The organism is Burkholderia sp. S-53 (assembly GCF_025560745.1).
Lineage (GTDB): Bacteria > Pseudomonadota > Gammaproteobacteria > Burkholderiales > Burkholderiaceae > Burkholderia > Burkholderia pyrrocinia.
The window spans coordinates 300,341-325,218 of record NZ_CP090482.1 but is presented as its reverse complement, the minus strand read 5'-3'; the positions used below and the strand labels follow the sequence as shown (position 1 = coordinate 325,218).

Below are 24,878 nucleotides of genomic sequence, written 5' to 3'. Positions count from 1 at the left end.
CACGCCGCGCGGACGTCGCGACGCGCGCCGTCGAAGCCGATCGCGCGACCTATCGCAGCGCCTGCGCCACCTGCGCCTGCTCCGGCGCAAACGCGTCTGCCACGAACCGGATCACGTCATCGAGCGACGACGTGCATGCGGCGCCGGCAGCGAGCTCCCGAAACGCGCCGTCCGGCCCGAAGCAGACCAGCGGCTTGCCCCAGCGCCGCGCGAGCGAAATCTCCTCGGCCGTGCCGTGCCCGCCCGGCAGTGCGACGATCAGGTCGCTGCTCAGCACGTTCACGTAGTTGCGGTTGATCGTCTGCGGATCGGCGCCCGGCTCGCGGCGCGGCAGCGGCGTGAGGATCGGGATGTCGACGAACGGATGCGGATAACCGTCGAGCGGCACGAAGCCCGCGAGCGGATCGGCCTGCGTCGGCAGGATGCCGATCGATCGCCCGGCGCGCCCCGGCACGCCGGCGAACGCGCGCGCGACCGCCAGCATCACGCCCTGCCCGCCGCCCGTCAGCAGGTTGAAGCCGGCCTGCGCGATCCACGCGCCGAGCGGTTCCGAAAACGCGAGCCACGGTTCCTTGCCCGAGCCCATCACGCCAATCGTTCTGTTTTTCTGTTGCAGCATCGTGGTTTGCGGTGAAGTCGTTGCAGTGCGCGCGAGCGCGTCGGAGTGCGGCTGCGGGCGGGCCCGCGCCCGCCATGCTCATTCGAGTTCGACGCCCTTGAGTTCGGGAATCAGGAACAGCGTCGCGACCATGTCGAGCACATAGAGGCCGGCGAGCAGCGCGATGGCCGTCTGGAACGAATAGCGCGCGGCCAGTGCGCCGACCGCGAGCGGACCGAAGCCGCCGACCGCGCGGCCGATATTCCACAGCACGTTCTGCGCGGTCGCGCGTGCAGCCGTCGGATAGCCTTCGGACATCAGCGTCCCGTAGCCGCCGACCATCCCGTTGACGAACATCCCCATCAACGCGCCGGCCCACAGCATCGCCGTCGGATCCGACAGCCGCGCATACGCGATGACCGTCGCGACCGAGCCGAGCTGGTACAGCAGGAACGTCGGCTTGCGCCCGATGCGGTCGGCCAGTTGCCCGAACACCCATACGCCGATCATCATCCCGACGACGGTTGCCGCCGTCCACAGCCCGGACTTCGTCAGCGAGAAGCCCATCTGCTTCGACAGGAAGGTCGGCAGCCAGATCATGATTCCGTAGTAGCCGAAGTTCTGGACCGAACACAGGATCACGATGCCGACGCTCATGCGCGCGGTGCGGCCATCCGCGACAAGCATCCGGAACGCGTTGGACTTCGGCTGCGCCGCGCGCTGCACGAACGCTTCCGGCTCGTGCAGCTTGTTGCGCATGATCCACGCGAGCAGCGCGGGCAGCACGCCGACCAGAAACATGCCGCGCCAGCCGATGTGGAGCAGCAGGAACGGCGTCAGCAGCGCGGCCAGCAGCACGCCGGCCTGCCAGCCGAGCGCGACGTAGCACGACACGCGTGCGCGCTTGCTCGCCGGCCATGCTTCGGCCGCGAGCGCCATGCCGATCCCGAACTCGCCGCCCAGCCCGATGCCCGCGATGGTGCGGTAGACGAGCAGATCCTGGAAGCCGCGCGCGAACGCGCACAGGCCGGTAAAGATCGCGAACAGCAGGATCGTCCAGGTCAGCACGCGCACGCGCCCGTAGCGGTCGCTCAACGCGCCGAACCCGATGCCGCCCGCGACGGCGCCGATCAGCGTCCACGTGACCAGCGCGCCGCCCTGCCCGGGCGTCAGTTGCAACGCCGCCGTGATCGCGGGCAGCATGAAGCCGAGGATCAGCAGGTCGAAGCCGTCCATCGCATAGCCGAGCGCCGACCCGGCCAGCGCTTTCCACGCGTACGGGCCGACCTGATCCACGCGCGGCGCCGACGGGCCGCCGAGCGCCGAGGATTTGATGTTTGCTGCCATGGTGTCCTGCCACGAAAGTCCGGCGACATTCTAAGGCCTGTGCCCGCGCGTGACGGGCTGGCGGACCTGCCGGCGGGCGCGGTACCGGCGTGCGGCGGCGCCCGCTCCGGTCCGTCAGGCGCGCATTGCCGACGATGGCTCAGGATGCGCCGCGCGCCCGCCTCCGGGACGGAGAGCGGGAATCGGCGGGCAATGAACGGGAAAGCGGCGCTGCGGTGTCGACGGCAAGGCCGGCGATGTCGCGATCAGGCCGGACACCGAACGAAAGACACTGTGCTGGCGGGGTGGTGCCGGCCGGCCGCGCGCGCGAACCGGACGGCGCCGAGCGACCGTGCGGCGCGGCGGGCTTCAGCCCTGATCGTCGCCGGGCCACCAGGTCTTGGCCTCGCGGTCGACGACGAGCGCGTCGAGATCCTTGCCTTCGAGCCATTTCGGCCGCGGGCCGCGGCCCGACCACGAGCGGCCGGTCGTCGGATCGTAGTACTTGGCAGGCGCCTTGCGTTTTCGCTGGACGATATAGCCGAGCGCGCTCAGCACTTCCTGCTGCGTAATTCCCAAGAGCTCGACCTGCTCCTTGAAGGCCGCGAGCGCGGCCTGCTTCTCCTTCTGTTTCGCGTCCGACAGCTTGATGTTCAGGTCCCGAAGTTGTGCTTCGAGTTCCTGCAGGGCCTGGGTCATGTATTCATCCTCTTTGGGCATGTTTTTGCAAAAAGCTCCGATGCGCGAACCTACCACGAAGTTCCGCCGATCGGTGCTGTCACATAGGCGAATCATTTGCCTGAGCCGGCATGGTTTGCGCGACGCGCATGAAACGACGTCGCGCGTCAAAAACAGACCGGGCCGGCAGCGCGCGGCACGCCGCATGCGAACGCACGGCGAACGGCTGCGGCAAGTCATGCGCCGCACCATGGCACTGGCGCGGCATGGCGCGAATGATAGCAGTGCGCGGCATCGCGTTGCAGGAGTTGCAGCCCGGAGCCTGAACGACGCGACGTTTGCCGGCCGAAGCCGATGCCTGCCCGGGCGCCTCAACGGCCGACGCCGTCGACGTCCCACGCGATCCGGTCGAACAGCGCGCGCAGCTTCGCGCCGCGTTCAGCGCGGCCGCATGCGCAACGCGTCCGGCGAGATGCGCGCGGAAATCCGGGTGCGCGTCGCGATTCTGCGACGTCGGGCCGTTAAGCACAAAGTGTCCTGAGAATAAGGCATGACGTGTCCGTCACGCCAGGTCTGCCGGCGGTTTGTCCTTGACGCGAACAAGCATGATTTGGCCAGACGTCACGAAATAAAGCACAACATGACCGAAAGAATATTTTCTTTATAATCAATCGCCTATATGCTCGCCCTCCAGCAAATCTGCTGGCTCCCATACGAGTCGAACAAAATTTGCGAGATTTCGGTACGTCGAAGCCCGTAAATCGGGGCAAGGATCATCCCGGGCGGCCGGCTTCGCCTACGGACTCCCCCGTACGATTTCCGCGCTCCCACGACGCGCGGATACGCGCGCCGGCGGCCTGGACAGCACTTCGAAGCTTTCCACGATTTGCCCGGGCTTGAATCCCGTCACAAGACTACCTCGTCCTTCAAGCGGTGCCGCGTGTCTCGAGATTCAAGAGGCTGTTCCACTGGACGCTTGCGAATGTCGGCTTTCGTGGCCCGGTAAGAGGGACGACCACCCACCCATTGCAGACCGGGTTGCTTACCGTGTCGGCGGGATAGGAAGCAGCGTGGGCTGCGTGAGTATCTCCGGCTTGAGGATCTCGTCGAGTTGCTGCCTGGACAACAACCCCCGCTCGAGCACGATGTCATAGACCCGGCCGCCCGATGCATGCGCCTCCATCGCGACGGATGTCGCGTTGGCATAGCCGATGTACGGATTGAGCGCCGTCACGATGCCGATCGAGTTCTCGACCGACGCGCGCAAGCGCTCCGCGTTGGCCGTGATTCCCTTGACACACCGCTCGGCTAGCGTCAGGCAGCCATTGCGCAAGTGGGTCACACTCTTGAACAGGCTGTGCGCAATGATCGGCTCGAACGCATTCAACTGGAGCTGACCGGCCTCGGCCGCGAAACTCACGGTGACATCGTTGCCGATGACCTCGAACGCAATCTGGTTCATTACCTCGGGGATAACCGGGTTGACCTTTCCGGGCATGATGCTCGAACCGGCCTGCATGGGCGGGAGGTTGATCTCTCCAAGACCCGCGCGTGGGCCGCTGGAGAGCAGACGCAAGTCGTTGCAGGTTTTCGAGAGCTTCACGGCCACGCGCTTGAGCACGCCGGACAACTGGACGAAAGCGCCACAGTCCTGCGTCGCTTCGACGAGATTGGGTGCCGTGACAAGCGGAATGCCCGTGATTTCCCGGAGATGCCTCAGCACCAGCGGTGCGTAATCGGGGTGCGCGGTAATACCCGTTCCGATCGCGGTCGCGCCCATGTTGATTTCGCAGATCAGCAGCGCCGCCTCTCGAAGCCGTTCTTCATCCTCTCCGAGCATCACCGCGTACGTGCTGAACTCCTGACCGAGCGTCATCGGCACCGCGTCCTGCAATTGCGTACGCCCCATTTTCAGAACGTCCTTGAACTCCAGCGCCTTGGCTTCGAAAGCGTGCCGCAAAATCTCCATCGCGTCGATGAGACTCAGGATGCCGAACCAAGTCGCGATTTTCAGCGCCGACGGGTACACGTCGTTGGTGCTCTGGCCAATATTGACCTGCTCGTTCGGATGCAAATACTGGTATTCGCCCTTCTTCCTCCCCAACAGTTCGAGTGCGCGATTGGCGACGACCTCATTGGCGTTCATGTTGGTCGAGGTTCCGGCGCCACCCTGGATCACGTCGACCACGAACTGATCGTGCAGCTTGCCTCCCAGCAATTCGGCACAGGCACCGACGATCGCGTCACACCGCGCCGTGTCGAGCAGACCCAGCTCATGATTCGCCAGTGCGGCGGCCTGCTTGATGCAGGCGAGTGCCTTGATCAACTCCGGGTAAACAGAGATCGGCGAACCGGTAATTGGAAAATTTTCCAGCGCGCGTAGCGTGTGAACGCCATAGTAGGCGTCGGCGGGAACGTCTCGATCTCCCAGCAGATCATGTTCGGTTCTAAACGAATTTTCGGCAGCCATGGACATGCTCCTCGAGCAGAAACGAAGTTGATCGGGATTGAAGACACTCTTGAACCTTGAGGATGACAAAATATGACGCGACCGTCATGCCGGTTTTCCGTGATTCGCGTCAATTCAGGCACCGGGCATGGCGGTTTCCGTGAAATCGCCACGCCGCCCCCCTCTTTCATGGTTTGCGCTGCCCGTTCAGCGTCGGACGCCGTCGAACAGCACGCTCAAGCCGCGATCAAAAGGTGCCGGAGAAAGCCTGCTGGACCTTGCCGGGGTTCGTTACGCCGTTTGCGATGAGCAGCTGAGTGAGCAACCGGGCCTTCTGCGGATTCAAATCAAGCGAAACGACGAAGCCGCGCTTGTCGTCTTCGACCTCCACGTTTCTGTTGACGAATCCGGACATCACACGCGTCGAGCGGACCACCACGATCCCCTTTCTCGCTGCCCGGTCGAGGGCGTCCAGCGCTTCCCTGGACGCATCTCCGTCGCCCTCGCCCGCCAGTACGATGCCCTTCGCGCCATCGGCAATGGCATGGTCGATCTGGACGCCGTCCATGTTGCTGTGCGCGTAGACGATTTCCACGCGCGGCAGGCGACCATTCGCCGGCAAGCCAAAAGCATTGCGTGCCGATGCAAGCGCCGGCGCAACAAAACGAATGCTCGCCGGATCGACATAGCCAATCACACCCGCGTTCGGCGAAGCAAACGTCTGCACGGCAGTCGTGTTCGTCTTCGTAATCCAGCGCGGCGCGTGAATCTGGTCGTTCATCACCACCATCACGCCTCTATCGCGGGATTTCGGGCTTGCCGCCACTTCCACCGCTTCGTAAAGATTGTTGGGGCCATCCGCGCTCGTCGATCCGCCCGGCCGCATCGATCCTGCGAGTACCACCGGCTTGTCGGAGCGCACGACGTTCTGCAGAAAGAATGCCGTTTCTTCCATCGTGTCCGTGCCGTGGGTGATCACGATCCCGTCTGCTTCGTTTCGATCGAAGGCCTCCTGGATCCGGTGCGCAAGCCGGAACCAGATCTCGTCGCTCATATCCTGCGACCCGACATTGGATATCTGCTCGGACTTGATGCTGGCGAGTTTTTCAATGCCCGGAACCGCCCGAACCAGTTCCTGGCCCTTGACGTTTCCCGAGTTGTAGCCAATGGCCGAACGCGGGTCGGCTGTGCCGGCAATCGTGCCGCCGGTTGCGAGGACAAGGATCCGCGCCGATCCGGCTGCCGGACTTGCCGCCGCAGCTGCTGTCGCGTTATCCGGTGTCGTATCCGCAGCCCACACGCTGGCGCCATTCAACGAACAGGCGCCTGCGAGCAGCGCAGCGGCAACCGTTTTGCGCGACCTGCGCAGACAGGCAGCTTGCCGAAGGGTAGTCCTGATGTTCATATTCAGTCTCCTGATGGGGTTCAACAGCGCGAAGAATGACGTTGCCTATTGATATCGTTACGGACTACTATTTTTCATACCGGATCCACGTTCCATTCGATGTGTTCGGCGAAGGTCGACTGACCCGCGTGGCTGCCCGATACGACCGCCGAACATCCCTACCCTACGTTTATTGCGTATGTCGCGTTAGTCAGCGAGCCTGACCGGGTTGGCCTGCCGACCGCGTAACCGGCCGCTCCGCCGCCGCGGTCGCCAGGGCGACGCATTGCCGTGCAAGAACATCGGTCGGATCGACAAGACTGACGCGTGTGCCTGCCCTTCCTGCGAAGCTGCTCTGCGGCAGTAAAAGCGGCAGCTCGGTACATCCCAATACGATGACTTCGACGCCTTCGGCAACGAGCCCGTCAATGGCAGCGGAGATATCGTCGAGGCAACGTCCGGTGGTAAACCCCGCTTTCACCCCTTCCGGGCCGTAGATCGCTTCCATCACCCGTGCCTGCAATTCCGCTCGCGGCACGATTTGCCGCAACCCTTCCGATTCCAGAGCTTTCTCGTAGACGCCGCTTGCGATCGTCCCCGAGGTTGCCAGCACACCAACGCAGGAAACCAGCGGAAACCTCTCCCGGAGATGGCGAACCGTAACGGTCAGCATATTGACGATCGGGATGCCCAGATACGGTTGAATGCGTTCGACAAATGCATGGGCGGTATTACACGGAATGGCGATGATGTCCGCGTCGCCCGACTCGAGCTTCTTGCAGGTCGCATAAAGCGAAATGGTCGGATCGGGACCGTTACCGATCAGGTTTTCCGTGCGGTCCGGAATCTGCGGATTCTGTTCGATCAATAGCCTGATATGGTCCTGGTCGCGATTGGCCGGCGTGTTGCGCACGATCTTCTGCATGAAGTCCACCGTCGCCGCGGGCCCGACGCCACCGACTACACCCACTTTGAAAACGGATTCGGGCAAACCGTAATTGCCCGCTATCACGTACTGCGCATATGCAAGATTCGAATCGATCAGCGGCACGCGAAACGGGCCCATTTCCTCTGCCACCAGCGCGATTTCCGTCAGACCTGGCACAACGATATCTGCGCCCTGCTCGATGAGGTCCTCGCACGCGTCGCGCAGCAGCGCGACAGGCCGGCCACGCAGGTTTCCGCTCTTGACGCCGTCGGCGCCGTAGACAGCGTCGGTGACGAGATCGATACCGTCACGTGGGCGGGGGTAAATCACCTCGAATTCCGGCGCCGCGAAGTACTTTTCAAAGAGCCCTTTTCGACGGGAGTAGTCCGAGGTCAACACGCCGATTCGCCGCGCAGCCGGAAACTTCCTGCGAACATGGCTGCGGACGGCTTCCACCATATCGACGATCTGCAAGGACGAGTTGGCCTTCAGCTCGTCGATGAACGTATGACTGATGAAGCACGGGAGTACCACGGTCGTCACGCCGCGCTTCTCGAAGCCGCGGATCATGTCGAAAATGTAGAGCTTCCGTTGAGTCATCGCCTCGCCGCCGCCGGCCGCGCGTCGAAAGGGATGCTGCTCGAAAATGACGTCGACGTGTTCCGCATCGCTCGATGCGGGCGTCGATTTGACGAGCTTGAAAAAGACATCCGCGCTGGCCAGCGGACCCAGGCCGCCCACCACGCCGAACTTCTTCCCGCTCAGCACGTTTGCGCCGATCATTTCGTTTCGCCCTGCAGTTGGCCCAACGCAACACTGTTCTCTCCATCGTTCTGCTTGGCGAGCCGCTTCAATTCCCACTTGGCAATGACGGCCGTCGAGATACTGTTGCCGATCACGTTCGTGGCGGTTCGCCCCATATCGAGAATCTGATCGATCGCGAGAATCAGCACCACACCGGACGGCGGCAGATGAAACATCGGTGCAACTGCCGCGACCACCACCACGGAACCTCGTGCGACACCGGCCATGCCCTTGCTGCTCAACATCAGGACGAGCAACATCATGATTTGCGTGCCGACCGGCATGTCGATGCCGAATGCCTGCGCAATAAAGATCGCGGCAAATGCCTGGTACATCATCGATCCGTCGAGATTGAACGCGTAGCCGAGCGGCAACGTAAAGCCAACGACCTTCTTGTCGATACCGAACGCTTCGAGCTTCTCGGTCAGGCGCGGATAAGCGGCCTCGCTGCTCGCGGTCGAAAAGGCGAGCATCGCCGGTTCACGGACAGCTCTCAGCAACTTCCAGATCGATTTTCCCAGGAACACGTAACCGACGACGATGAGGGCGATCCACAGCAAGACCAGACCGAGGTAGAAGCTGCCGACGAGCTTGCCGTACGTGGTCAGCACATCCAGGCCGTTCACCGTGATCGCGGATGCCAGGGCGCCGAATACACCGACGGGTGCAAGCCGCATCACGTAGTCGGTCAGCTTCAGCATTGCAGGGACCAGCGCATCGATGCCGGCGATCAGCGGCGTGACACGCGGGTCCTTTTTGATCGCACTCAGAACGACGCCAAACAGCACGGAAAAGACGAGGATCTGCAGGATGTCATTTCGAGCCATCGCATCGATGATGCTGGAAGGAAACGCATGCGTGACGAAGTCCTTGAAATTCAGGCCCGCGGTGTTGAGACCGGTTGCCACATCGGCACTGGTCTGCGTCATATGCAGCCCCGCACCGGGCTGCAGCGCATTCGCGAGGACGAGGCCAAGCGCGAGCGAGAACAGCGACGCGCACACGAACCATCCCACCGACCTGAATCCGATTCTGCGCACGTCGCTCGTCCCTTCCATGCCGGCGAGCCCGGACACCAGCGTGGCGAAGACGAGCGGCGCGATGATCATCTTCACGAGGCGCAGAAAGATGTCCGTGATGATCGAGAAGTACCCTGCGATTGCCTTGGCTTCCGCAGCACCGGCGACACTCCGATGGCACACGTAACCGACGACGACGCCGAGCACCATGCCGGCCAGAATATAGAAAGTCAGGCGATTTTTCATTTCCATCAGTCCGAGGAAAGCGCACAAGGGTCCGACGTGACCACGGTACGCTGGCAGGAGGCAAAAACGTCGTCAGCGGGGCGACGTTTCTGTGTATGGGACGGATGATAGAGATGATCGAAAAAGGCTCGATGCGGGTCCTGCATGGGGATATGCGAACCTCACATAACGCGGGATAACCCCTAATCGGCAGCCGGCGACGCGGCGCGAAGATGGCGCCAGAGCGCGTCCAGGAACTCGTTACGATTCGATGCATCGCGGTAGACGCGAAGTTCGATCTCGAGGTTCCATGCGTCCCGGCCCGCCGGAACCAGTTCGCTCGCGTCGAGCTCGGCGACGATCGAGCTTTTCGGAAGCCACGCGACCCCTTCTCCTTCCAGGACCAGTTTCTTGACGACCTCCGCCATGTCGGACTCGTAATGCAGCCGCAAGGCCGGGCTCGTATCGACTCGACTCAACAGGAGTGCGAGGCAGCGGCCGAAATAGCTGGTTTCCGTATACGAAATCAACGGCAATGCATGGGTCGCCGTTCCAGGCAACCGGAACGCGGGCCCGCCACGCGGGTTTGGCCGGCAGACTGGCATCAGTAAATCGACGCCCACGGCGAGATGCTCGTACCTGGTCGGGTCGAGATGGAGGGGAAGCTCCGGGTGATGATAGGCAAACATCAGTTCGCAATTGCCGTTCACGAGCATCAGGATCGAGTCGTGGACATTGGTGGGTATCACCCGCGCACGGACATCCCCGAAACGGCCAGTGAGTGCTTTCAACCAGCCGGGCAAGAAACCTAGCGCGATCGTATGACCCGCCGCGATCCGCAGGCCCTTGCCCGCCATGCGCTGGTCATTGCGAATGATGGCTCGCGTATCGAACAACTTTCCCAGTATGTCCACCGCTGCCTCCCGAAACAGCTGTCCGGCAGGCGTCAGCGTCGGGGGGAAGCTGCTGCGGTCGATGAGATCCGCGCCAACCCACTGCTCGAGCGACTGAATGCGCCTGCTGAACCCCGACTGGGTGACGTTCCGGAATTGCGCCGCCCGCGAGAAGCTCTGATATTGCGAGAGGGCGATGAAGTCCTCGATCCACTTGATTTCCATATCGGGTCCTGTGACAAGGCGGTAGCGTCTGCGAGATCGATGGATTCTACGCCCGGCCCCTTTGCCGATGACGTCGCACGGCGCGGATGTCATCAGGCCGGGCAAGACCGGTGCGCACCAGCGATCAATGCGTTCAGGTTCCGTTCAGCTTTGCGTCGCTCGGCCGAGAGGTGCGGGTAACGACGTGCGGTCCGCTGCCGTCGTGGGCTGATCGGATTCGCCGTCAACGACCATCCATGACACGGCCTGGACGTCAGACGGTGGCTGCGCGGCCGCACCTCCGGCCGTCAGGCATGAAGCGATTCCCGCCGTGACGAGAAGGCGTCGAAAAAGAAGATTGGAAAACCGGGGCGTCAAGTTTGAAACCTGCATGAAGACATTGTGGGTCTTGCAGACGACGTTTTCCGCGGCAACGATGCGGCAAGTCGCGGTGCATGGACCGGGCCGCTCATCTTAGACGCACGAAGCGCCTGGCTCCATGCCACTTTCGCATGACGTCATGCTGAATCAGCAAATGTGAGACTTTGGACCACTAAACGATTGCGGTCGAATTGTCGACAATCGACGAGCCCTGATGCGTTCGACAAGACATGACGTGGCCCATCGAGCAATACGACAGAAGCTGTCCAGGTGACCGCTTTATGCTTGACGGAACGACGTGCCGTTTGCCGGCCGAACCCGATGCCCGGGGCCTTACCGGTCTGCGCCGTCGACGTCCCACGCGATCCGGTCGAACAGCGCGCGCAGCTTCGCGCCGCGCGCCGCGTTCAGCGCGGCCGCATGCGCGACCCGTCCGGCCAGGTGCGCGCGGAAATCCGGATGCGCGTCGCGATTCTGCGACGTCGTGCCGCTCCGGATGCAGTTGGTCAGGATGGCCTTCAGGAGATCGAACTCATCGCGCGCCAGATTCGGATGACGGTTGACGACCACGCCGGCCAGTTGCTGCCGCGTGCCGCGCCGCATCACGCGGGTCTTGCGCAGCTGCAGCGCGAAACCTTCCTCGAGCGCGATCGCGGCGACCCTGACCTGCAGCCGCTCGACGTCGCGCGCGAGCGCGCCGCCGCCCGAAAACGCGAGATCGTCGGCATAGCGCGTATAGGTCGCATCGAGCGAACGCGCGAGCGCGGCGAGCCGCATGTCGAACCGGAAGGCGCTCAGGTTCGCCAGCGCCGGCGACGTCGGCGCGCCCTGCGGCAGGTGCCGGTTGCGGTAGCGCTGCCGGGCGATCCAGTCGAGCCGGTCATGCAGGTCCGGCGCGAGCAGCCGCGCCGACGGCACGCGGTTGGTGCACAGCCCGGTGAGCGTACGCGCGACTTCGGCCGGATACCCGAGCGTGACGAACAGCGCATGAACCCGTGCGGCCCGCACCGACACGAAGAAATCCGCGAGATCGAAGCGGACGACCACGTCGCGATCCGCGTGCGGCGCCGCAAACGACACGATCCCGCGCCCCTTGCGAAAACCGTGTACCGCGCCGTGCGGCGCAATGCGATCGAGCAGCCCGTGCAGGATGCGGCGCTGCGCTTCGCGCAGCCGTCCCTTCGGGATCTCGACCACGCGGCACCCGCCGCTGCGCTTGTCGACCGCAACGTACGTGTAGTGATGCAGCGGCGTTGCGCTGCCGCGAGCGTCGACGCGCCAGCGATCGGACAGCCAGTCGAGCTCCGCCGCGCTCACGCCGAGCCAGCCGGCGAGATCGCCGGGTGTCGCCCATTGCGGCACGTCGCAGCCGGCGAGCGGCGCCGGCAACGGCCGCTGGACCGGCGGCCTCCGCACGACGCGAATCACGGCCGGCCGATCGTCGCCGTACCACGCGCGCACGAATCCGGGCGCATCGGCGAGGTTCGCCGCCAGCGCGTCGATGTCGGCGTCGGCCCAGTTCGCGCCGAAGCGTGCGAGTGCGGCGTCCGCGACTTCGTGCGCCCACGGCGGCGCAGCGCCGAGCACGGCCGTCATCCGGGCGATGACGCCATCGCGTTCGGGCGATCCGGCCAGCATCGCTTCGGCAATCGTGCGGACGGTATCGAACAGGGACGCGTACATGGAAATCGATGGGCGGGACGATGAGCCAACGTGACTGGTGCTGCGAGAGCCGCCGTTGCGCAACGCGCAACGTACGCTCTTGCGACGCATCGGGGTATCGAGCTCATCCACGGGGTAGCCCCGTAGTCCTGGAACATCGGCTGCGTGTTCCGGGCGTGTGCTTGACCCACCGGCCCGCGTCGGGACTTTAATGGCCGGGAATGCAGGATGTCAAACCCGGCGGCGGGCCGGCGCCGCGCGTGCGACGCGCGGCCACGCGTAGCGCCCGATCCTACAGCGCCTGCGGCGCATCGCGCAGCACGGCGCGCAACGCGGCATCGAACGGCGTCGCGTAGTCGATCCCGAGCTGGCGCACGCGCGACGCGTCCAGATGACAATCGTACGGGCGCGGCGTCGCGTCGGTCGGCTTGTCGATCGGCGCGAGCGATGCGTCGATGCCGAGCGCGGCCGCGATCCGCCGCGCGATGTCGTACTTCGTCATCGGCTCCTCGCCCGACCAATGACGGATGCCCGTGACGGACGCGCCGGCAAGATGACGCAGCGTCAGGTCGCGGACGACGTGCGCGACGTCCGGCGTGTAGGTCGGATAACGAATCGCCCATGCGTCCATGCCGACCGCATCGGCGCCCGGGCGCGCGGAAGCGACGATCGCGGGGACAAGGCTCGTGACGGCCGATTCGCTCCAGTCGGCGATCGGGCCGTACAGCAACGGCAGGCGCAGCACGCACGACAACGGCGATGCGGCAAGGAGTGCTGCTTCGCCTTCCAGCTTCGTGCGGCCGTAGATGTTCAGCGGATTCGGGGTTGCGTCTTCACCGTACGGGGCGGCCTTGCCGTCGAACACGTAGTCGGTCGAGATGCCCAGCGTCCATGCGCCATATTGCGCAGCGAGCGCGCCGATGCGGGCCGGGGCGGTGACGTTGATTGCGCGCGCCGCGGCCGGGTCGCGTTCGCAGACGTCGGGGCGGCGTTCGGCTGCGCAGAGGATGACGGCGGCCGGCTTGCGGGTTGCGAAAAGGTGTTCGAGGGACGGCTGGTCGAGCGCGTCGAGTCGGGCGATGTTTTCCGGTGGCAGCGCGAGAAGTGTTGCGCCTGCGCTGTGCGGGTTCCGGATGGTCGCCAGCAGCGTCAGCGACGATTCGCGGGCCAGGGACGCGGCAACCGCTCGGCCGAGCAGGCCGGAGGCGCCGATGACGAGAATGGTCGGGAGTTCGGGCGACGAACTTGGGCTTGGCATGGGCGGTGATTCGGGTGACGTGGGGAAGCGTGAGGTCGCGTTCGGCGTTCGAGACCGGGTCGTTCGGAGGATAGCGGAAAAGGTGCGCGACTGATCACCCGCAAACGACGATCGAGCCGTGCGACACGGGCGCGCGGCCCACCGCGCTTCGGCACGACACCGGCTCCGCCCGCGACGTCGGCGCACCGCGTGGCCGACGCCCCGCGCACGCAATCTCCGAAACCGCGTCACCCCATCCATCGCCGAAAAAACAAGACCCGGTGCGCATCCGCGCACCGGGCCCGTCATACCGAACGGAAACTTCGTGCTGCTTTACTTCCGGTCGAACGAATAACGCCCCGGCCCGGTCAGCGCGAGCAACAGCAACCCGCCGATGATGCTCACGTTCTTGTAGAAGTTGATCATCGCCATGTACTGGTCCATTCCCTGCAGCGCCCAGTAGCGATGGCCGATCAGCGCGGTCGCGAGCGTATAGGCGGCGAACACCAGCGCGAGCGGACGCGTATAGAAGCCGATCGCGATCAGCGCGCCGCCGGCCAGCTCGACCGCCACCGCGATCGTGGCCGCCAGCTCGGGCGCCGGGTTCCCCGTCGACGCCATGTACGCGACCGTGCCCGAGAAGCCGCTCAGCTTCTGCCAGCCGAACAGCACGAACAGGACCATCATCAGCACGCGAGCCGCCAGCAGCAGCTCGTCCTTCCTCGACTCCAGCGAAACGTAACGCATAGCAATCACCCTTGAATTGACGGTTTGATGCATCCGCTGCCGATGCACGCCGTATCGGCGAGCCAGGCCGGCACCGGACCACTCCTCGCGCAATCGGACAGCGGGCCGGCCGGCCCGCCGCCGAAGAATCCGTCCGGTTGCGCCGTTCCTGGCGCGCTCCGGACGGTTCTGGCGAAGCACGGGATGAAGTCTACTGTCCCTCCAAGAATCATCAATACCTATAAACGCGATTCGTTGTCACTATATAGTGGACAATTGTCGCGACGACGGGCGTGCGGACGGCCGGACATTTCGGGACGGTGAGAGATGGATCAGGAATGCAGCGGCCGCCCCGCGAAGACCATCACGCTGGCCATGCCGCTGGGGGCCTGGATCGTGATGAAGTGGGATGCGCGTTGCGCCGTGAACACCGGAAGCCGCAGGTCGTTGGGATCGAAGTGCCGACCATCGATCGCCATCGTTCCGAAGATCGGCATGACGAAGGCGCATTCGCCTGCCGCCACCGGAACCGTCAATTCCGCGCTTTCGTCCAGCGATACGTCCAGCATCGTCACGTCGGTCGGCGGCACCAGCGGGGAACGCACGCCATGGAAGCTGCCGACAGGCACGCGCACGTTGACGCCAGGCAGTTGCACCACCGGCACGTCCTGCGGTTCCAGGCTCAGCGCGAAAGGCGCAATGCTTTGCTTTCCCGGCTCCAGGCCGACGAAGATTTGCAGCGAATGCACGGTCTTGCCGGCTTCGGCCGGAATTTCCTCATGGACAATGCCGCGACCGGCGGTCGTCCAGTGCACCCCGCCGGGGCGGATCAGGTTGTGGGTGCCGATGTTGTCGCGGTTCTCGATACCCGCGTCCGAATCCGGGAAAACGTAGGAGACCGCGGAGAACCCCGCATGCGGATGCGGCGGGAAGGTCGGCGCGCTCATCCAGGCGTGATCGACGTTGATGAAGGGGTCGATCAGCCCGGCCACGCCGCGCAGGCCATAGGCCCGGAAGTGGCCGCCGTGGTTGGCGCGTTGAATGGGGGCGATGGTGAAGGTCATGACGCGCGCCTCAGCGAAGCAGCCCTTCGGCGCGCATGGCGTCGCCCACGGCGGGCCGCTCGCGCATGCGCTGCATGTGCGCGCCCAGCACCGGCCAGGCACTCAGATCAACGCCGCCCGGTTTCGCCCAGTTCAGGACGACGAAGAAATAGATGTCAACCACCGAGAAGTGCTCGCCCATCAACCAGGGCTGATCGTCGAGTCGACTCGCTGCCCATTCGAAGCTCTGCGCGAGCTTCTTTCTGGCCGTGGTGTTCTCGTCGTCGGAACCGCCGTGGAAAATGGGCCAGAAGATCTTGTGGATCTCGGTGGCGATGAAGTTCAGCCACTCCATGACCCGGTATTTCCACAGCGGATCGTCCGAGCGCGGATGCGCGTACGGGTTGAGGTCGGCGATGTACTGAAGGATGGCGGCGACCTCGGTCAGTCGCTGCCCGTCGTCCAGTTCGAGCACCGGCACCATGCCCTTGCCGTTGACGCTGAACAGGTCGGCGCCGTTGTCGAGCAACCGGCTGCGCATATCGAACTTGACCAGTGAAAATGCCTGTCCGAATTCGCGCAACGCGATGTGCGGGGCCAACGAGCAGGTGTACGGGGCGTAGTAAAGCTTCATTGCATATCCTTGCGAAGGCGAGCACGGCACACATGTCGTGTCTCGCGTGCGGCGGTCAAGAAACGGCGCCCGCTACCGGGCAACAGCGGCGAAGTCGAACAAGATGAGCGCGCCGCCGCCCGCGTCGTCCGGCAGCTTGCCCGCGCCCGCGACGCAACCGATCGGCACGGCGGCCAGCACAAGCCATGCCTTCTTCAGCACGCGGGAGCCGGCGCGTGTGGAGGGGTTTGTCGCATGGCGGCAGCCTCACGGGTTTTGCGTCACGCGCACGCCCGTGCGCGCCACCAGCGCTTCCGACGCGGCCATGAACTTGCGGATGTGAGCTTCGTTCAATCCCGCCGACGGCAGGATGGCCTGGCCCTTGTTGTTGAACATCGCGCCGCTGTGGCCTTCGATGCCAGGCGCGAGCAGCAGCGGCACGATGCGCTCGGCGTAAGCGTCGGCGGTGGGCGTCAGCAGCCCGATCAGCGCTTCCGCCACGCGCGACTTCAGCGAATCCCTGCCGAGGAAGTTGTCCCGGATGCTGGTTTTGATGAGACCGGGGTTGAGGCCGAAAAACGTGGCGCCCGGATAGCGCCTGGCCGCGTCCAGCACCAGCATTTCATTGCCGGCGACGGTGTTCATGTGGGCCGGCAACGCCTTGTAGGATTTCTCGGCGTTGAGGTCGTCTGCCGAACCGATCTGGCCGCTGCCGGGGTAGCCCACCACGACGACACGCGGCTTCAGCGACGGGGAGACGCGTTGCGTACCCAGCTTGGGGGCGATGCCGTGCAGCATCACCCATCGGTTCAGGTAGCTCACCGCCAGGTCGCGCTCGATGCCTTCCGAGGTTTCCTGCCGCTGGGGCGCCGCGAAGATGCCGGTGGTGAAGATCACCATGTCCAGCTTCTCGGCAGGCAGTTCCTCCGCCACGCGCTGCGCTTCGCGCATCAGGCTCAGGTCGGCCTGGATGAACGTGATTCCGGGTGTACCCGGATCGCGGAAGGTTTGTCCTACGACGATGACGTGTGCGCCGAGCGAAGCCAGATGCCGGCTCAGTGCGCGGCCGATACCGCCCGTGCCGCCGATAACGGCGACCTGCTTGCTTTCAACACCCTGCGTGGATGCGGCACTGCGATGCCAAACCACGCCCTTGTCCCGTTTCATGATGACTTCCCCTGGTTCCAGACGAGGAATCATCGTCGGTCTCTAAATTGAGATAAATATGATATTTTGGACTTCACTGGTCCAAAACTGGAACAATGGAGATGAACGATTACCTGAAGGACATGGCCTTGTTCGTGGAGGTCGTTAAAGCCAAGGGCTTTCGAAGCGCGGCGGATGCGATGGGCATGCCGCACTCGACGCTGTCACGGCGCATCGGTGAATTGGAGAAGTCGATCGGTCTGCGCCTCCTGCACCGCACGACGCGCAGGATCGAACCGACGGAGGCGGGCCAGATCTATTTCGAACGCTGCAAGCGCATCGTCGACGAAGCCCGCCTCGCGCACGAACAGCTCGGCGAAATGCTGGCCCAGCCCAGCGGCGTGCTGCGGGTATCCTTGCCGGTGGATTTCGCCGTGACTTATCTGGCGCCCATCATTGCCGAGTTTGCCAACCTCTATCCGGGCATCACCTTCGACTTCGACCTGGCCCCGCGGCGGGTCGATCTGGTCAGCGAGCCCTTCGACGTGGCGATCCGCATGGGGGAGTCCGGCGACTCGCAACTGATCGCGCGTCCGTTGGCTGCGCTTACGCCTCGTATCTACGCGTCGCCCGGCTACCTGGCGCGCTCGGGTGAACCTTCCCGACCCGCCGACCTTGCGCAGCACGAATGCCTGAGCTTGCTGCGGGGCGGCACCGGCACATGGACGCTGAGCGATGGCCAGCAGACCGCCACCGTAGAGGTCAGCGGTCGCTTCACGCTCAATAGCGTCAACATGATGCGCCGGATGGCGACGCTCGACATGGGCATCATCCTGACGCCGGCGGAAATCGTCGCTGATGAACTGGCCAGCGGCACATTGCGCCGCATCCTGCCCGAATGGCAGGGCACGCCGAAGTCCGTCTATGCCATCACCGAAACCCGCCTGCTGCCCGCGAAAACGCAGCGGTTCATCGAGTTTCTGCGCGAACGCCTTGGACGATAAGGTCGTTCAAACTTAAGCGATCCATTATCGGCGTCTCCCCAACGGCGCTCTGAGCGACGAGCATCGGTGTCCATCGCCCAGAACGCCACGCACGCCGAGTGGCTGCGCGCGCTCACTTGGGCAGTGCGCCGTCGACCCCGTCGACGTACCAGTTGATCCGCTGCAGTTCGCCGTCGCCGAGCACCTTGCCGGCCGGCACCTTGACGGCGCCCGACTGGTCCTTGATCGGGCCCGTGAACACATCCCGCTTGCCGCTCGCGATCAGCTCGCGTTGCGCGTCGACGTCCTTGAGACCCGCGGCCGTGATCGCGCCCGCGTTCAGGTCCTCGAGCGCGACCGCCTTCTGCGGAATGCCCCACCACACGGGATCGTTCTTCCACTTGCCGTCGAGCACCTGCTGAACGGCCGCGGTGTAGACGACGCCCCAGTGGCCGACGACCGAGCCGAGATGCGCGTCCGGCCCGAACTTCTTCATGTCGGAATCCCAGCCGAACGCGTGCACGTGCTTCGCCTCCGCCGCCGCGAGCGTCGCGCTCGAATCGGTGTTCTGCAGCAGCACGTCGGCGCCCTGCCCGATCAGCGTCTCGGCCGCCTGCTTCTCCTTGCCCGGGTCGAACCAGCTGTTGATCCACACGACCTTGGTGTGCACCTTCGGGTTCACCGAGCGCGCGCCCAGCGTGTATGCGTTGATGTTGCGGATTACCTCCGGGATCGGCACGGATGCGACGAAGCCGAGCGTATTCGTCTTCGTCACGTGGCCGGCCGCGACGCCCGCGAGGTACGCGCCCTGGTACATGCGCACGTCGTAGGTGCCAAAGTTCGGCGCTTTCTTGTAGCCCGTCGCATGCAGGAATACCGTGTCCGGGAAATCCTTCGCGACCTTCAGCTCGAAATCCTGATAGCCGAAGCTGGTGCCGAGGATGATCTTGTTGCCCTTGTTCGCGAGGTCGCGGAACACGCGTTCGGAATCCGCCGATTCGGGCACGTTCTCGACGCGCGTGACCTTCACCTTGCCGGCGAACTTCGACTCGACCTCCTTCGCGCCCTGATCGTGCGCGTAGGTCCAGCCCGCGTCGCCCGGGTTGCCGAGATAGACGAACGCGACGCCCGGTGCGTCGGCGGCATGCGCGGCGCCGGCCGACGCGGCGATCAGGCACGCCGACAGCGCCCCGCGGGCGAACATGCGTGTGGTCGAATGCTTCTTCATTGTCGAGACTCCAGTAGTCGAGGGTGAAATGAACAGGTGCGCGGCGCTCATGCGGACGCGGAGAACGGCTTGCCGAGCGACGCCGGCGCGTTGAGGCGGATGCGCACCGGGTCGCGCGAGATCGCGACCAGCACGACGATCGTCGCCGCATACGGCAGCATCGCGAGGAACTGCGTCGGCACCGGCAGGCCGATCACCTGGCCGTAGAACTGCAGCCCCGTCACCGCGCCGAACAGCAGCGCTCCGACGAGCAGCCGCCCGGGCCGCCAGGTCGCGAACACCACGAGCGCGAGCGCGATCCAGCCGCGTCCGGACGTGAGCTGCTCCTGCCAAAGATGCAGGTTGACGATCGAGTAGTAGCCGCCCGCGAGCCCCGCCATCGCGCCGCCGAACAACGTGGCCGCGTAGCGGATGCCGACGACCGGATAGCCGATCGCGTGCGCGACCGCCGGCGCCTCGCCGATCGAGCGCAGCGTGAGGCCGCTGCGTGTGCGGTACAGGAACCAGCCGGCGAACGCGAACATCGCGAACGCGAGGTAGTCGAGCAGCGTGAGCCTGAAGAGCGCCGGCCCGAGCACGGGGATCGACGACAGGCCGGGCACCGGCCACGGCGCGACGGTCGTGCCGACCGCCGCCGACGTGTACGGCTTGCCGAGGTAGGCGGACAACCCGACGCCGAAAATCGTCAGCGACAGCCCGGTCGCCACCTGGTTCGCGAGCATCGTCAGCGTCAGGAACGCGAAGACGAGCGCCATCGCGACGCCGGCCGCGGCCGACACCGCGATGCCGAGCCACGGGCTGCCGGTCGTCGCGACGGTTGCGTAGCCGGCGACTGCGCCGACCAGCATCATGCCTTCGACGCCCAGATTGAGGACGCCTGACTTTTCGGTGACGAGCTCGCCGAGGCCCGCATACATCAGCGGCACCGACGCGACGACGGCACTCGAGATCAGGCTGGTGGCTTCTTGTGCTTGCATGGTCGAAGATCCGTGGCGTTCAGTGGCTCGTGCGCCGGCGCAGCCGGTACGCGACGAAGAGGTCGGCGCCGAGCAGGCAGAACAGCAGCAGGCCCTGAAACACGCCCGACAGCGCCTGCGGCAGTTGCAGCGACGTCTGCACCGATTCGCCGCCGAGATAGAGAAGCGCCATCAGCAGGCTCGCGAGCACGACGCCAAGCGGATGCAACCGGCCGACGAACACGACGATGATCGCGGTGAACCCGTAGCCGGGCGACCAGGTCGCCTGCAGCTGGCCGATCGGGCCGGCGATCTCGCTCATGCCGGCGAGCCCCGCGAAGCCGCCGCTCACGAGCAGCGCGCTCCAGATCGTCCGGTTGCCCGAAAAGCCCGCGTAGCGCGCGGCCTGCGGCGCGAGGCCGCCGACGCTCATCCGGAATCCGGCGAAGCTCTTGCGCATCAGCATCCAGACGAGCGGCACCATCGCGATCGTCAGGAAGATCGACGCGTTCAGGCGCGTGCCGCGCAGGAATGCCCAGTGCCAGTCGCCGCCGAGCGTCGGATAGAGCGCGGCGTCGCCGAACATCTCGGACAGCGGAAAATTCATGCCCTGCGGGTCGCGCCATGGGCCGCTCACGAGATAGATCAGCAACTGCGTCGCGATGTATGTGAGCATCAGGCTCGTCAGGATCTCGTTGGTATTGAAGCGGGTGCGCAGCCATGCGGGAATCGCGGCCCACGCCATCCCGCCGAGCGTGCCGGCCGCCATCATGATCGGCAGCACCCACCAGCCGCCGGACTGGTCGAAATGGATCGCGATGCCGCTCGCGCAAATGCCGCCGACGATCATCTGGCCTTCGGCGCCGATGTTCCAGACGTTCGCGCGATAGGCGAGCGCCAGCCCGAGCCCGATCAGGCACAGCGGTGACGCCTTGAGGAACAGCTCCGCCCAGCCGTTGACGGAAGACAGCGGCTCGACGAAGAACACGCGCATCGCGCGCAACGGATCGCTGCCCGTCAGCCGGAACATCAGGACGCCGCAGGCGAGCGTCAGCGCGGCCGCAAGCAGCGGCACCGCGAGCCGCATCGGATACGACGGCGTGGCCCGCAATTCGAGTCGGTAGGGAAACTTCATGAAAAAGCTCGCAGAAATGGGCTCGGCAACGTGTCCGGTACTGCGCTCAGCCGCCGAGCGCGGGAGAAAGATCCGGCATCGCGCCGTCCGGATCGAAGAGGCCCGCCATCCAGCGGCCGATCTCCTCGGGACTCGTGTCGCCGGTGCGCCGCGCCGGCGAGAGCCGGCCGCGCGCGAGTACCGCAATGCGGTCGCAAATGTCGAACAGCTCGTCGAGCTCCTCGGAAATCACGAGCACCGCGGCACCGCCCGCCGACAAATCGAGCAGTTGCTGGCGAATGAACGCTGCCGCGCCCGCGTCGACGCCCCAGGTCGGCTGCGCGACGACGAGCACCTTCGGACGCTGCAGGATCTCCCGCCCGACGATGTACTTCTGCAGGTTGCCGCCCGACAGGCTTTGCGCGGGCGCATCGACGCCGCCGCAGCGCACGTCGAACGCGTCGATGCAGCGGCGCGCGAACGCGCGTGCCGCGCGCGCGTCGATCCAGCCGAAGCGCACCATGCCCGTGCGATGCGCGGTGAGGAGTGCGTTGTCCGCCAGCGACATCGACGGCACCGCGCCGCGCCCGAGGCGCTCCTCGGGAACGAATGCGAAACCGAGCGCGCGGCGCGCGGCGGGGTCGAGCCGGCCGGCCGGCGTGCCGCCGATCACGACCGCGTCGGCGGAACCGGCCGGCTGCTCGCCCGACAGCGCGGCGAGCAGCTCGGCCTGGCCGTTGCCCGATACGCCGGCGATGCCGAGGATCTCGCCCGCGTGCACGCCGAACGAGACGTCTGCGAGCGATGTGCCGAACGGATCCTCGCTCGCGACCGTCAGCGAGCGCACGTCGAGCTGCACCGGCCCGGGCGTGTGCGCACGCCGGACGAACGCCGGCAACTCGTGGCCGATCATCAGGCGCGCGAGCGACGTCTCGGTTTCGTCGCGGGTCGTCACGCGCGCGACGACGCGCCCGGCACGCATGATCGTCACGTTGTCGCAAAGCGCCTTGATCTCGTCGAGCTTGTGACTGATGTAGAGGATGCTGCAGCCCTCGGATGCGAGGCGCCTGAGCGTCGCGAACAGCACCTGCACGGCCTGCGGCGTCAACACGGACGTCGGTTCGTCCATGATGAGCAGACGCGGATCCTGCAACAGGCAGCGAACGATCTCGACACGCTGCCGCTCGCCGACTGTCAGGCCGTGCACGTGCCGCTTCGGATCGACGTCGAGGCCGTAGCGGGCCGACGTGTCGCGAATGCGCTCGGCAAGCGCCTTCAGATCGAACGGCCCCTCGAGTGCGAGCGCGATGTTCTCGGCGACCGTCAGCGTCTCGAACAGCGAGAAATGCTGGAACACCATGCCGATCCCGAGGCGTCGCGCCACCGACGGGCTGTCGATCGCGACGGGCGCGCCATCCCAGCGGATCTCGCCCGCGTCCGGGCGCACGGCGCCGTAGACGATCTTCATCAGCGTGCTCTTGCCCGCGCCGTTCTCGCCGAGGATCGCGTGGATTTCCCCAGGGGCGACGGCAAGCGACACGTCGTCGTTCGCGCGCACGGCGGGATATTGCTTGATGATGCCCGACAGTTCGAGGCGGGGCGCCGGGTGGCGCGGCATCTGCGCGTTAGTGTGCTTCATGCGTGTCGATCGGAGACTGCGAAAGATCCCCGCCGCGTGTGGGACGTCGCGGCGGGATGCGCGTCAGAACTTCGCGCGGATGCCTGCGCCGAACGTGTTGCCGGTCGACAGGCCGCTGATGTGGTCGTTCATGTACGCGGCGTAGACGTCCGTGCGCTTGGACAGCGGATAGTCGTAGCCGACGGCCCAGGTCTGGCGCGTCTGGTCGAGGCCGCCGGCATCGCGCGAATACGCGTACGACGCCATTGCGTTGCCCACGCCGAGCGGCACCGACACGCCGCCTTGCGCGGTGTTCACGTGCCAGCTGCCCGCGACCTGGTCATTCTTCGTATACATGTACTGGCCGAACAGCTTCACGAGCTTCAAGTCGTAGGTCGCGCCGACCAGCGCGATGCCCTGGCTCTTCATCCCGGTGACGAGTGCGCTCAGGTCCTGCGGGCCGTTGTTGAAGTTCACGTACTGATACATGGCCGTCGCCGCGAACGGGCCGTTCGCATAGTTGAACTGCGCGCTCCACTTCTTCGAGCGGTTGTCGCCGGCCTGGTTGCCGAGCGCGTACATCGCGCCGAAATTCAGGCCACCGAACGACGGCGACGTATACGACACCGCGTTGTTCCAGCCCGAATCGCCGACCGCACCCTGGTCGCTCGGATAGGTCGGGAACGTGCCGAGGCCGAGGAACACGTGGTACACCATCGGCGAGAAGGTGTACGAATCGTAGAACGGGTTGAACAGGATCGTCGACAGGAACAGGTGCGTCGTCAGGCGGCCTGCCGTCACCGTGCCGTACGGCGAGCTGATGCCGACGTACGCGTTGCGGGCGAAGAACGTGTCGCCCTGGAAGCGGCCGAACTGGCCGTTCTGCGCGCGGAAGAAGCTTTCCAGCGTGAAGATCGCCTTGTAGCCGTTGCCCAGATCCTCTGCGCCGTGCAGGCCCCAGTAGGACGTCGACATCCCGCCGCCCGACACGTTCCATGCGCGATTGCCGCCGGGGAACTTGGTTGCGCCGACCCATTCGTCGACCTGACCGTAGAGCGACACGCTCGACTGCGCATGGACGGGAATGGCGGCGGCCATCAGCGTGCCGGCCGCGACGCCGATCTCGACGATTCTTTTCAGTGAAGGACGGACAACCTTGTGCATCGTTTCTCCAAACCAGGAAATGTTGTTGATCGAACTGAAATCGCGAGCACCGCTTGTTTTTCCTGTCAACAGGCGACCAGTGAGTCAAGACGATGATTTCCAGCCAATTTCTCGGAAAGAAATATGGGTTGTTATCCGAAACATAAGGCGCCGAATAACTTCCGCTGCGTAAGTTCTGATAGGCGCGCATCGCGGGGGATTCATCGATCGATTCGGCAGTCGCGGACTCATCGCGGAGGTCAGTTCACGACATTCGGCTTTTTCACCGGGCGCGCCCACCGGCAGGCCGTCGATTTTCCCGAGGGTCACCTGGCTCGCCAGCGCCGTATAGCGGTCCGACGCCACCCGACTACACCGCAGCGTGTCCACTATGAGTTCGCGGGGCCATCGCGCACATGAGCGGAAGGCAGCGGAAGACTTGGCGCACAAGCGTCGGGACATGTCAGGTCCTTCTTCTTTCGGAAATCACGCGAATCGTCAGAACTCGTCAAGCGCGCGA

Annotated in this window: 21 protein-coding genes and 1 pseudogene; 1 reads left to right on the top strand and 21 read right to left on the bottom strand. The window is 64.9% G+C overall.

What is annotated here, in order from left to right; translation table 11 throughout:
- Window positions 1–49: 49 nt before the first annotated feature.
- The 16 genes and pseudogenes from LXM88_RS01200 to LXM88_RS01125 form a co-directional block, all read right to left on the bottom strand.
- The gene (locus LXM88_RS01200) at window positions 50–619 is read right to left on the bottom strand and encodes a DNA-binding protein (protein WP_262531296.1); all 570 of its coding nucleotides are present in this window, start codon (window positions 617–619) and stop codon (window positions 50–52) included.
- A gap of 78 nt (window positions 620–697) precedes the next feature.
- Window positions 698–1,945: an MFS transporter gene (locus LXM88_RS01195; RefSeq protein ID WP_262531295.1), complete on the bottom strand. Its 1,248-nt coding sequence runs from the start codon at window positions 1,943–1,945 to the stop codon at window positions 698–700.
- Window positions 1,946–2,293: 348 nt separating this feature from the next.
- Window positions 2,294–2,623: an H-NS histone family protein gene (locus LXM88_RS01190; RefSeq protein ID WP_262531294.1), complete on the bottom strand. Its 330-nt coding sequence runs from the start codon at window positions 2,621–2,623 to the stop codon at window positions 2,294–2,296.
- A gap of 350 nt (window positions 2,624–2,973) precedes the next feature.
- Window positions 2,974–3,131, bottom strand: a pseudogene (locus tag LXM88_RS37230) (reverse transcriptase family protein); the annotation flags it as partial.
- A gap of 513 nt (window positions 3,132–3,644) precedes the next feature.
- On the bottom strand, window positions 3,645–5,072 hold the full coding sequence (gene aspA, locus LXM88_RS01180; protein ID WP_262531292.1) for an aspartate ammonia-lyase: 1,428 nt from the start codon (window positions 5,070–5,072) through the stop codon (window positions 3,645–3,647).
- Between the two features lie 226 nt (window positions 5,073–5,298).
- Entirely contained in the window at window positions 5,299–6,456 is a 1,158-nt protein-coding gene (locus LXM88_RS01175; RefSeq protein ID WP_262531290.1) for an asparaginase, read from the bottom strand.
- A gap of 190 nt (window positions 6,457–6,646) precedes the next feature.
- Window positions 6,647–8,146: an aspartate/glutamate racemase family protein gene (locus tag LXM88_RS01170; RefSeq protein ID WP_262531288.1), complete on the bottom strand. Its 1,500-nt coding sequence runs from the start codon at window positions 8,144–8,146 to the stop codon at window positions 6,647–6,649.
- The gene (locus tag LXM88_RS01165) at window positions 8,143–9,432 is read right to left on the bottom strand and encodes a dicarboxylate/amino acid:cation symporter (RefSeq protein ID WP_262531287.1); all 1,290 of its coding nucleotides are present in this window, start codon (window positions 9,430–9,432) and stop codon (window positions 8,143–8,145) included. The genes LXM88_RS01170 and LXM88_RS01165 overlap by 4 nt, the downstream gene beginning before the upstream one ends.
- 182 nt (window positions 9,433–9,614) lie before the next feature.
- On the bottom strand, window positions 9,615–10,529 hold the full coding sequence (locus LXM88_RS01160) for a LysR substrate-binding domain-containing protein (protein ID WP_096476293.1): 915 nt from the start codon (window positions 10,527–10,529) through the stop codon (window positions 9,615–9,617).
- Between the two features lie 693 nt (window positions 10,530–11,222).
- Window positions 11,223–12,572 carry a reverse transcriptase family protein gene (locus LXM88_RS01155; RefSeq protein ID WP_262531286.1) on the bottom strand — a complete coding sequence of 450 codons (1,350 nt, stop codon included), beginning with the start codon at window positions 12,570–12,572 and terminating at the stop codon, window positions 11,223–11,225.
- A 271-nt stretch (window positions 12,573–12,843) separates the two neighbouring features.
- Window positions 12,844–13,809: a dTDP-4-dehydrorhamnose reductase family protein gene (locus LXM88_RS01150; protein WP_262531284.1), complete on the bottom strand. Its 966-nt coding sequence runs from the start codon at window positions 13,807–13,809 to the stop codon at window positions 12,844–12,846.
- 312 nt (window positions 13,810–14,121) lie between these two features.
- Window positions 14,122–14,535 carry a DoxX family protein gene (locus LXM88_RS01145; protein WP_262531282.1) on the bottom strand — a complete coding sequence of 138 codons (414 nt, stop codon included), beginning with the start codon at window positions 14,533–14,535 and terminating at the stop codon, window positions 14,122–14,124.
- Between the two features lie 311 nt (window positions 14,536–14,846).
- Window positions 14,847–15,578, bottom strand: a complete 732-nt coding sequence (locus LXM88_RS01140) for a pirin family protein (RefSeq protein ID WP_262531280.1) — start codon at window positions 15,576–15,578, stop codon at window positions 14,847–14,849.
- A gap of 10 nt (window positions 15,579–15,588) precedes the next feature.
- On the bottom strand, window positions 15,589–16,191 hold the full coding sequence (gene gstA / locus LXM88_RS01135) for a glutathione transferase GstA (protein ID WP_262531279.1): 603 nt from the start codon (window positions 16,189–16,191) through the stop codon (window positions 15,589–15,591).
- Window positions 16,192–16,263: 72 nt separating this feature from the next.
- The gene (locus LXM88_RS01130; RefSeq protein WP_262531277.1) at window positions 16,264–16,392 is read right to left on the bottom strand and encodes a hypothetical protein; all 129 of its coding nucleotides are present in this window, start codon (window positions 16,390–16,392) and stop codon (window positions 16,264–16,266) included.
- A 45-nt stretch (window positions 16,393–16,437) separates the two neighbouring features.
- On the bottom strand, window positions 16,438–17,337 hold the full coding sequence (locus LXM88_RS01125; RefSeq protein WP_262531276.1) for an SDR family NAD(P)-dependent oxidoreductase: 900 nt from the start codon (window positions 17,335–17,337) through the stop codon (window positions 16,438–16,440).
- Between the two features lie 101 nt (window positions 17,338–17,438).
- Here LXM88_RS01125 and LXM88_RS01120 point away from each other — a divergent pair, with 101 nt between their 5' ends.
- Window positions 17,439–18,320, top strand: a complete 882-nt coding sequence (locus LXM88_RS01120) for a LysR family transcriptional regulator (protein WP_262531274.1) — start codon at window positions 17,439–17,441, stop codon at window positions 18,318–18,320.
- Between the two features lie 112 nt (window positions 18,321–18,432).
- Here the strand turns inward: LXM88_RS01120 and LXM88_RS01115 are convergent, their stop codons facing one another.
- The 5 genes from LXM88_RS01115 to LXM88_RS01095 all read right to left on the bottom strand — a co-directional run bounded on the left by LXM88_RS01115 (window position 18,433) and on the right by LXM88_RS01095 (window position 24,313).
- The gene (locus LXM88_RS01115; protein ID WP_412524093.1) at window positions 18,433–19,503 is read right to left on the bottom strand and encodes a BMP family ABC transporter substrate-binding protein; all 1,071 of its coding nucleotides are present in this window, start codon (window positions 19,501–19,503) and stop codon (window positions 18,433–18,435) included.
- Between the two features lie 71 nt (window positions 19,504–19,574).
- Window positions 19,575–20,504 (bottom strand): ABC transporter permease, encoded by a 930-nt coding sequence (locus LXM88_RS01110; RefSeq protein WP_262531271.1) that lies wholly within the window; start codon window positions 20,502–20,504, stop codon window positions 19,575–19,577.
- Between the two features lie 19 nt (window positions 20,505–20,523).
- Window positions 20,524–21,618 carry an ABC transporter permease gene (locus LXM88_RS01105; RefSeq protein ID WP_262531270.1) on the bottom strand — a complete coding sequence of 365 codons (1,095 nt, stop codon included), beginning with the start codon at window positions 21,616–21,618 and terminating at the stop codon, window positions 20,524–20,526.
- Window positions 21,619–21,664: 46 nt separating this feature from the next.
- Window positions 21,665–23,236, bottom strand: a complete 1,572-nt coding sequence (locus LXM88_RS01100) for an ABC transporter ATP-binding protein (protein WP_262531268.1) — start codon at window positions 23,234–23,236, stop codon at window positions 21,665–21,667.
- Between the two features lie 63 nt (window positions 23,237–23,299).
- Window positions 23,300–24,313 (bottom strand): porin, encoded by a 1,014-nt coding sequence (locus LXM88_RS01095; protein WP_262531612.1) that lies wholly within the window; start codon window positions 24,311–24,313, stop codon window positions 23,300–23,302.
- Window positions 24,314–24,878 lie beyond the last annotated feature (565 nt).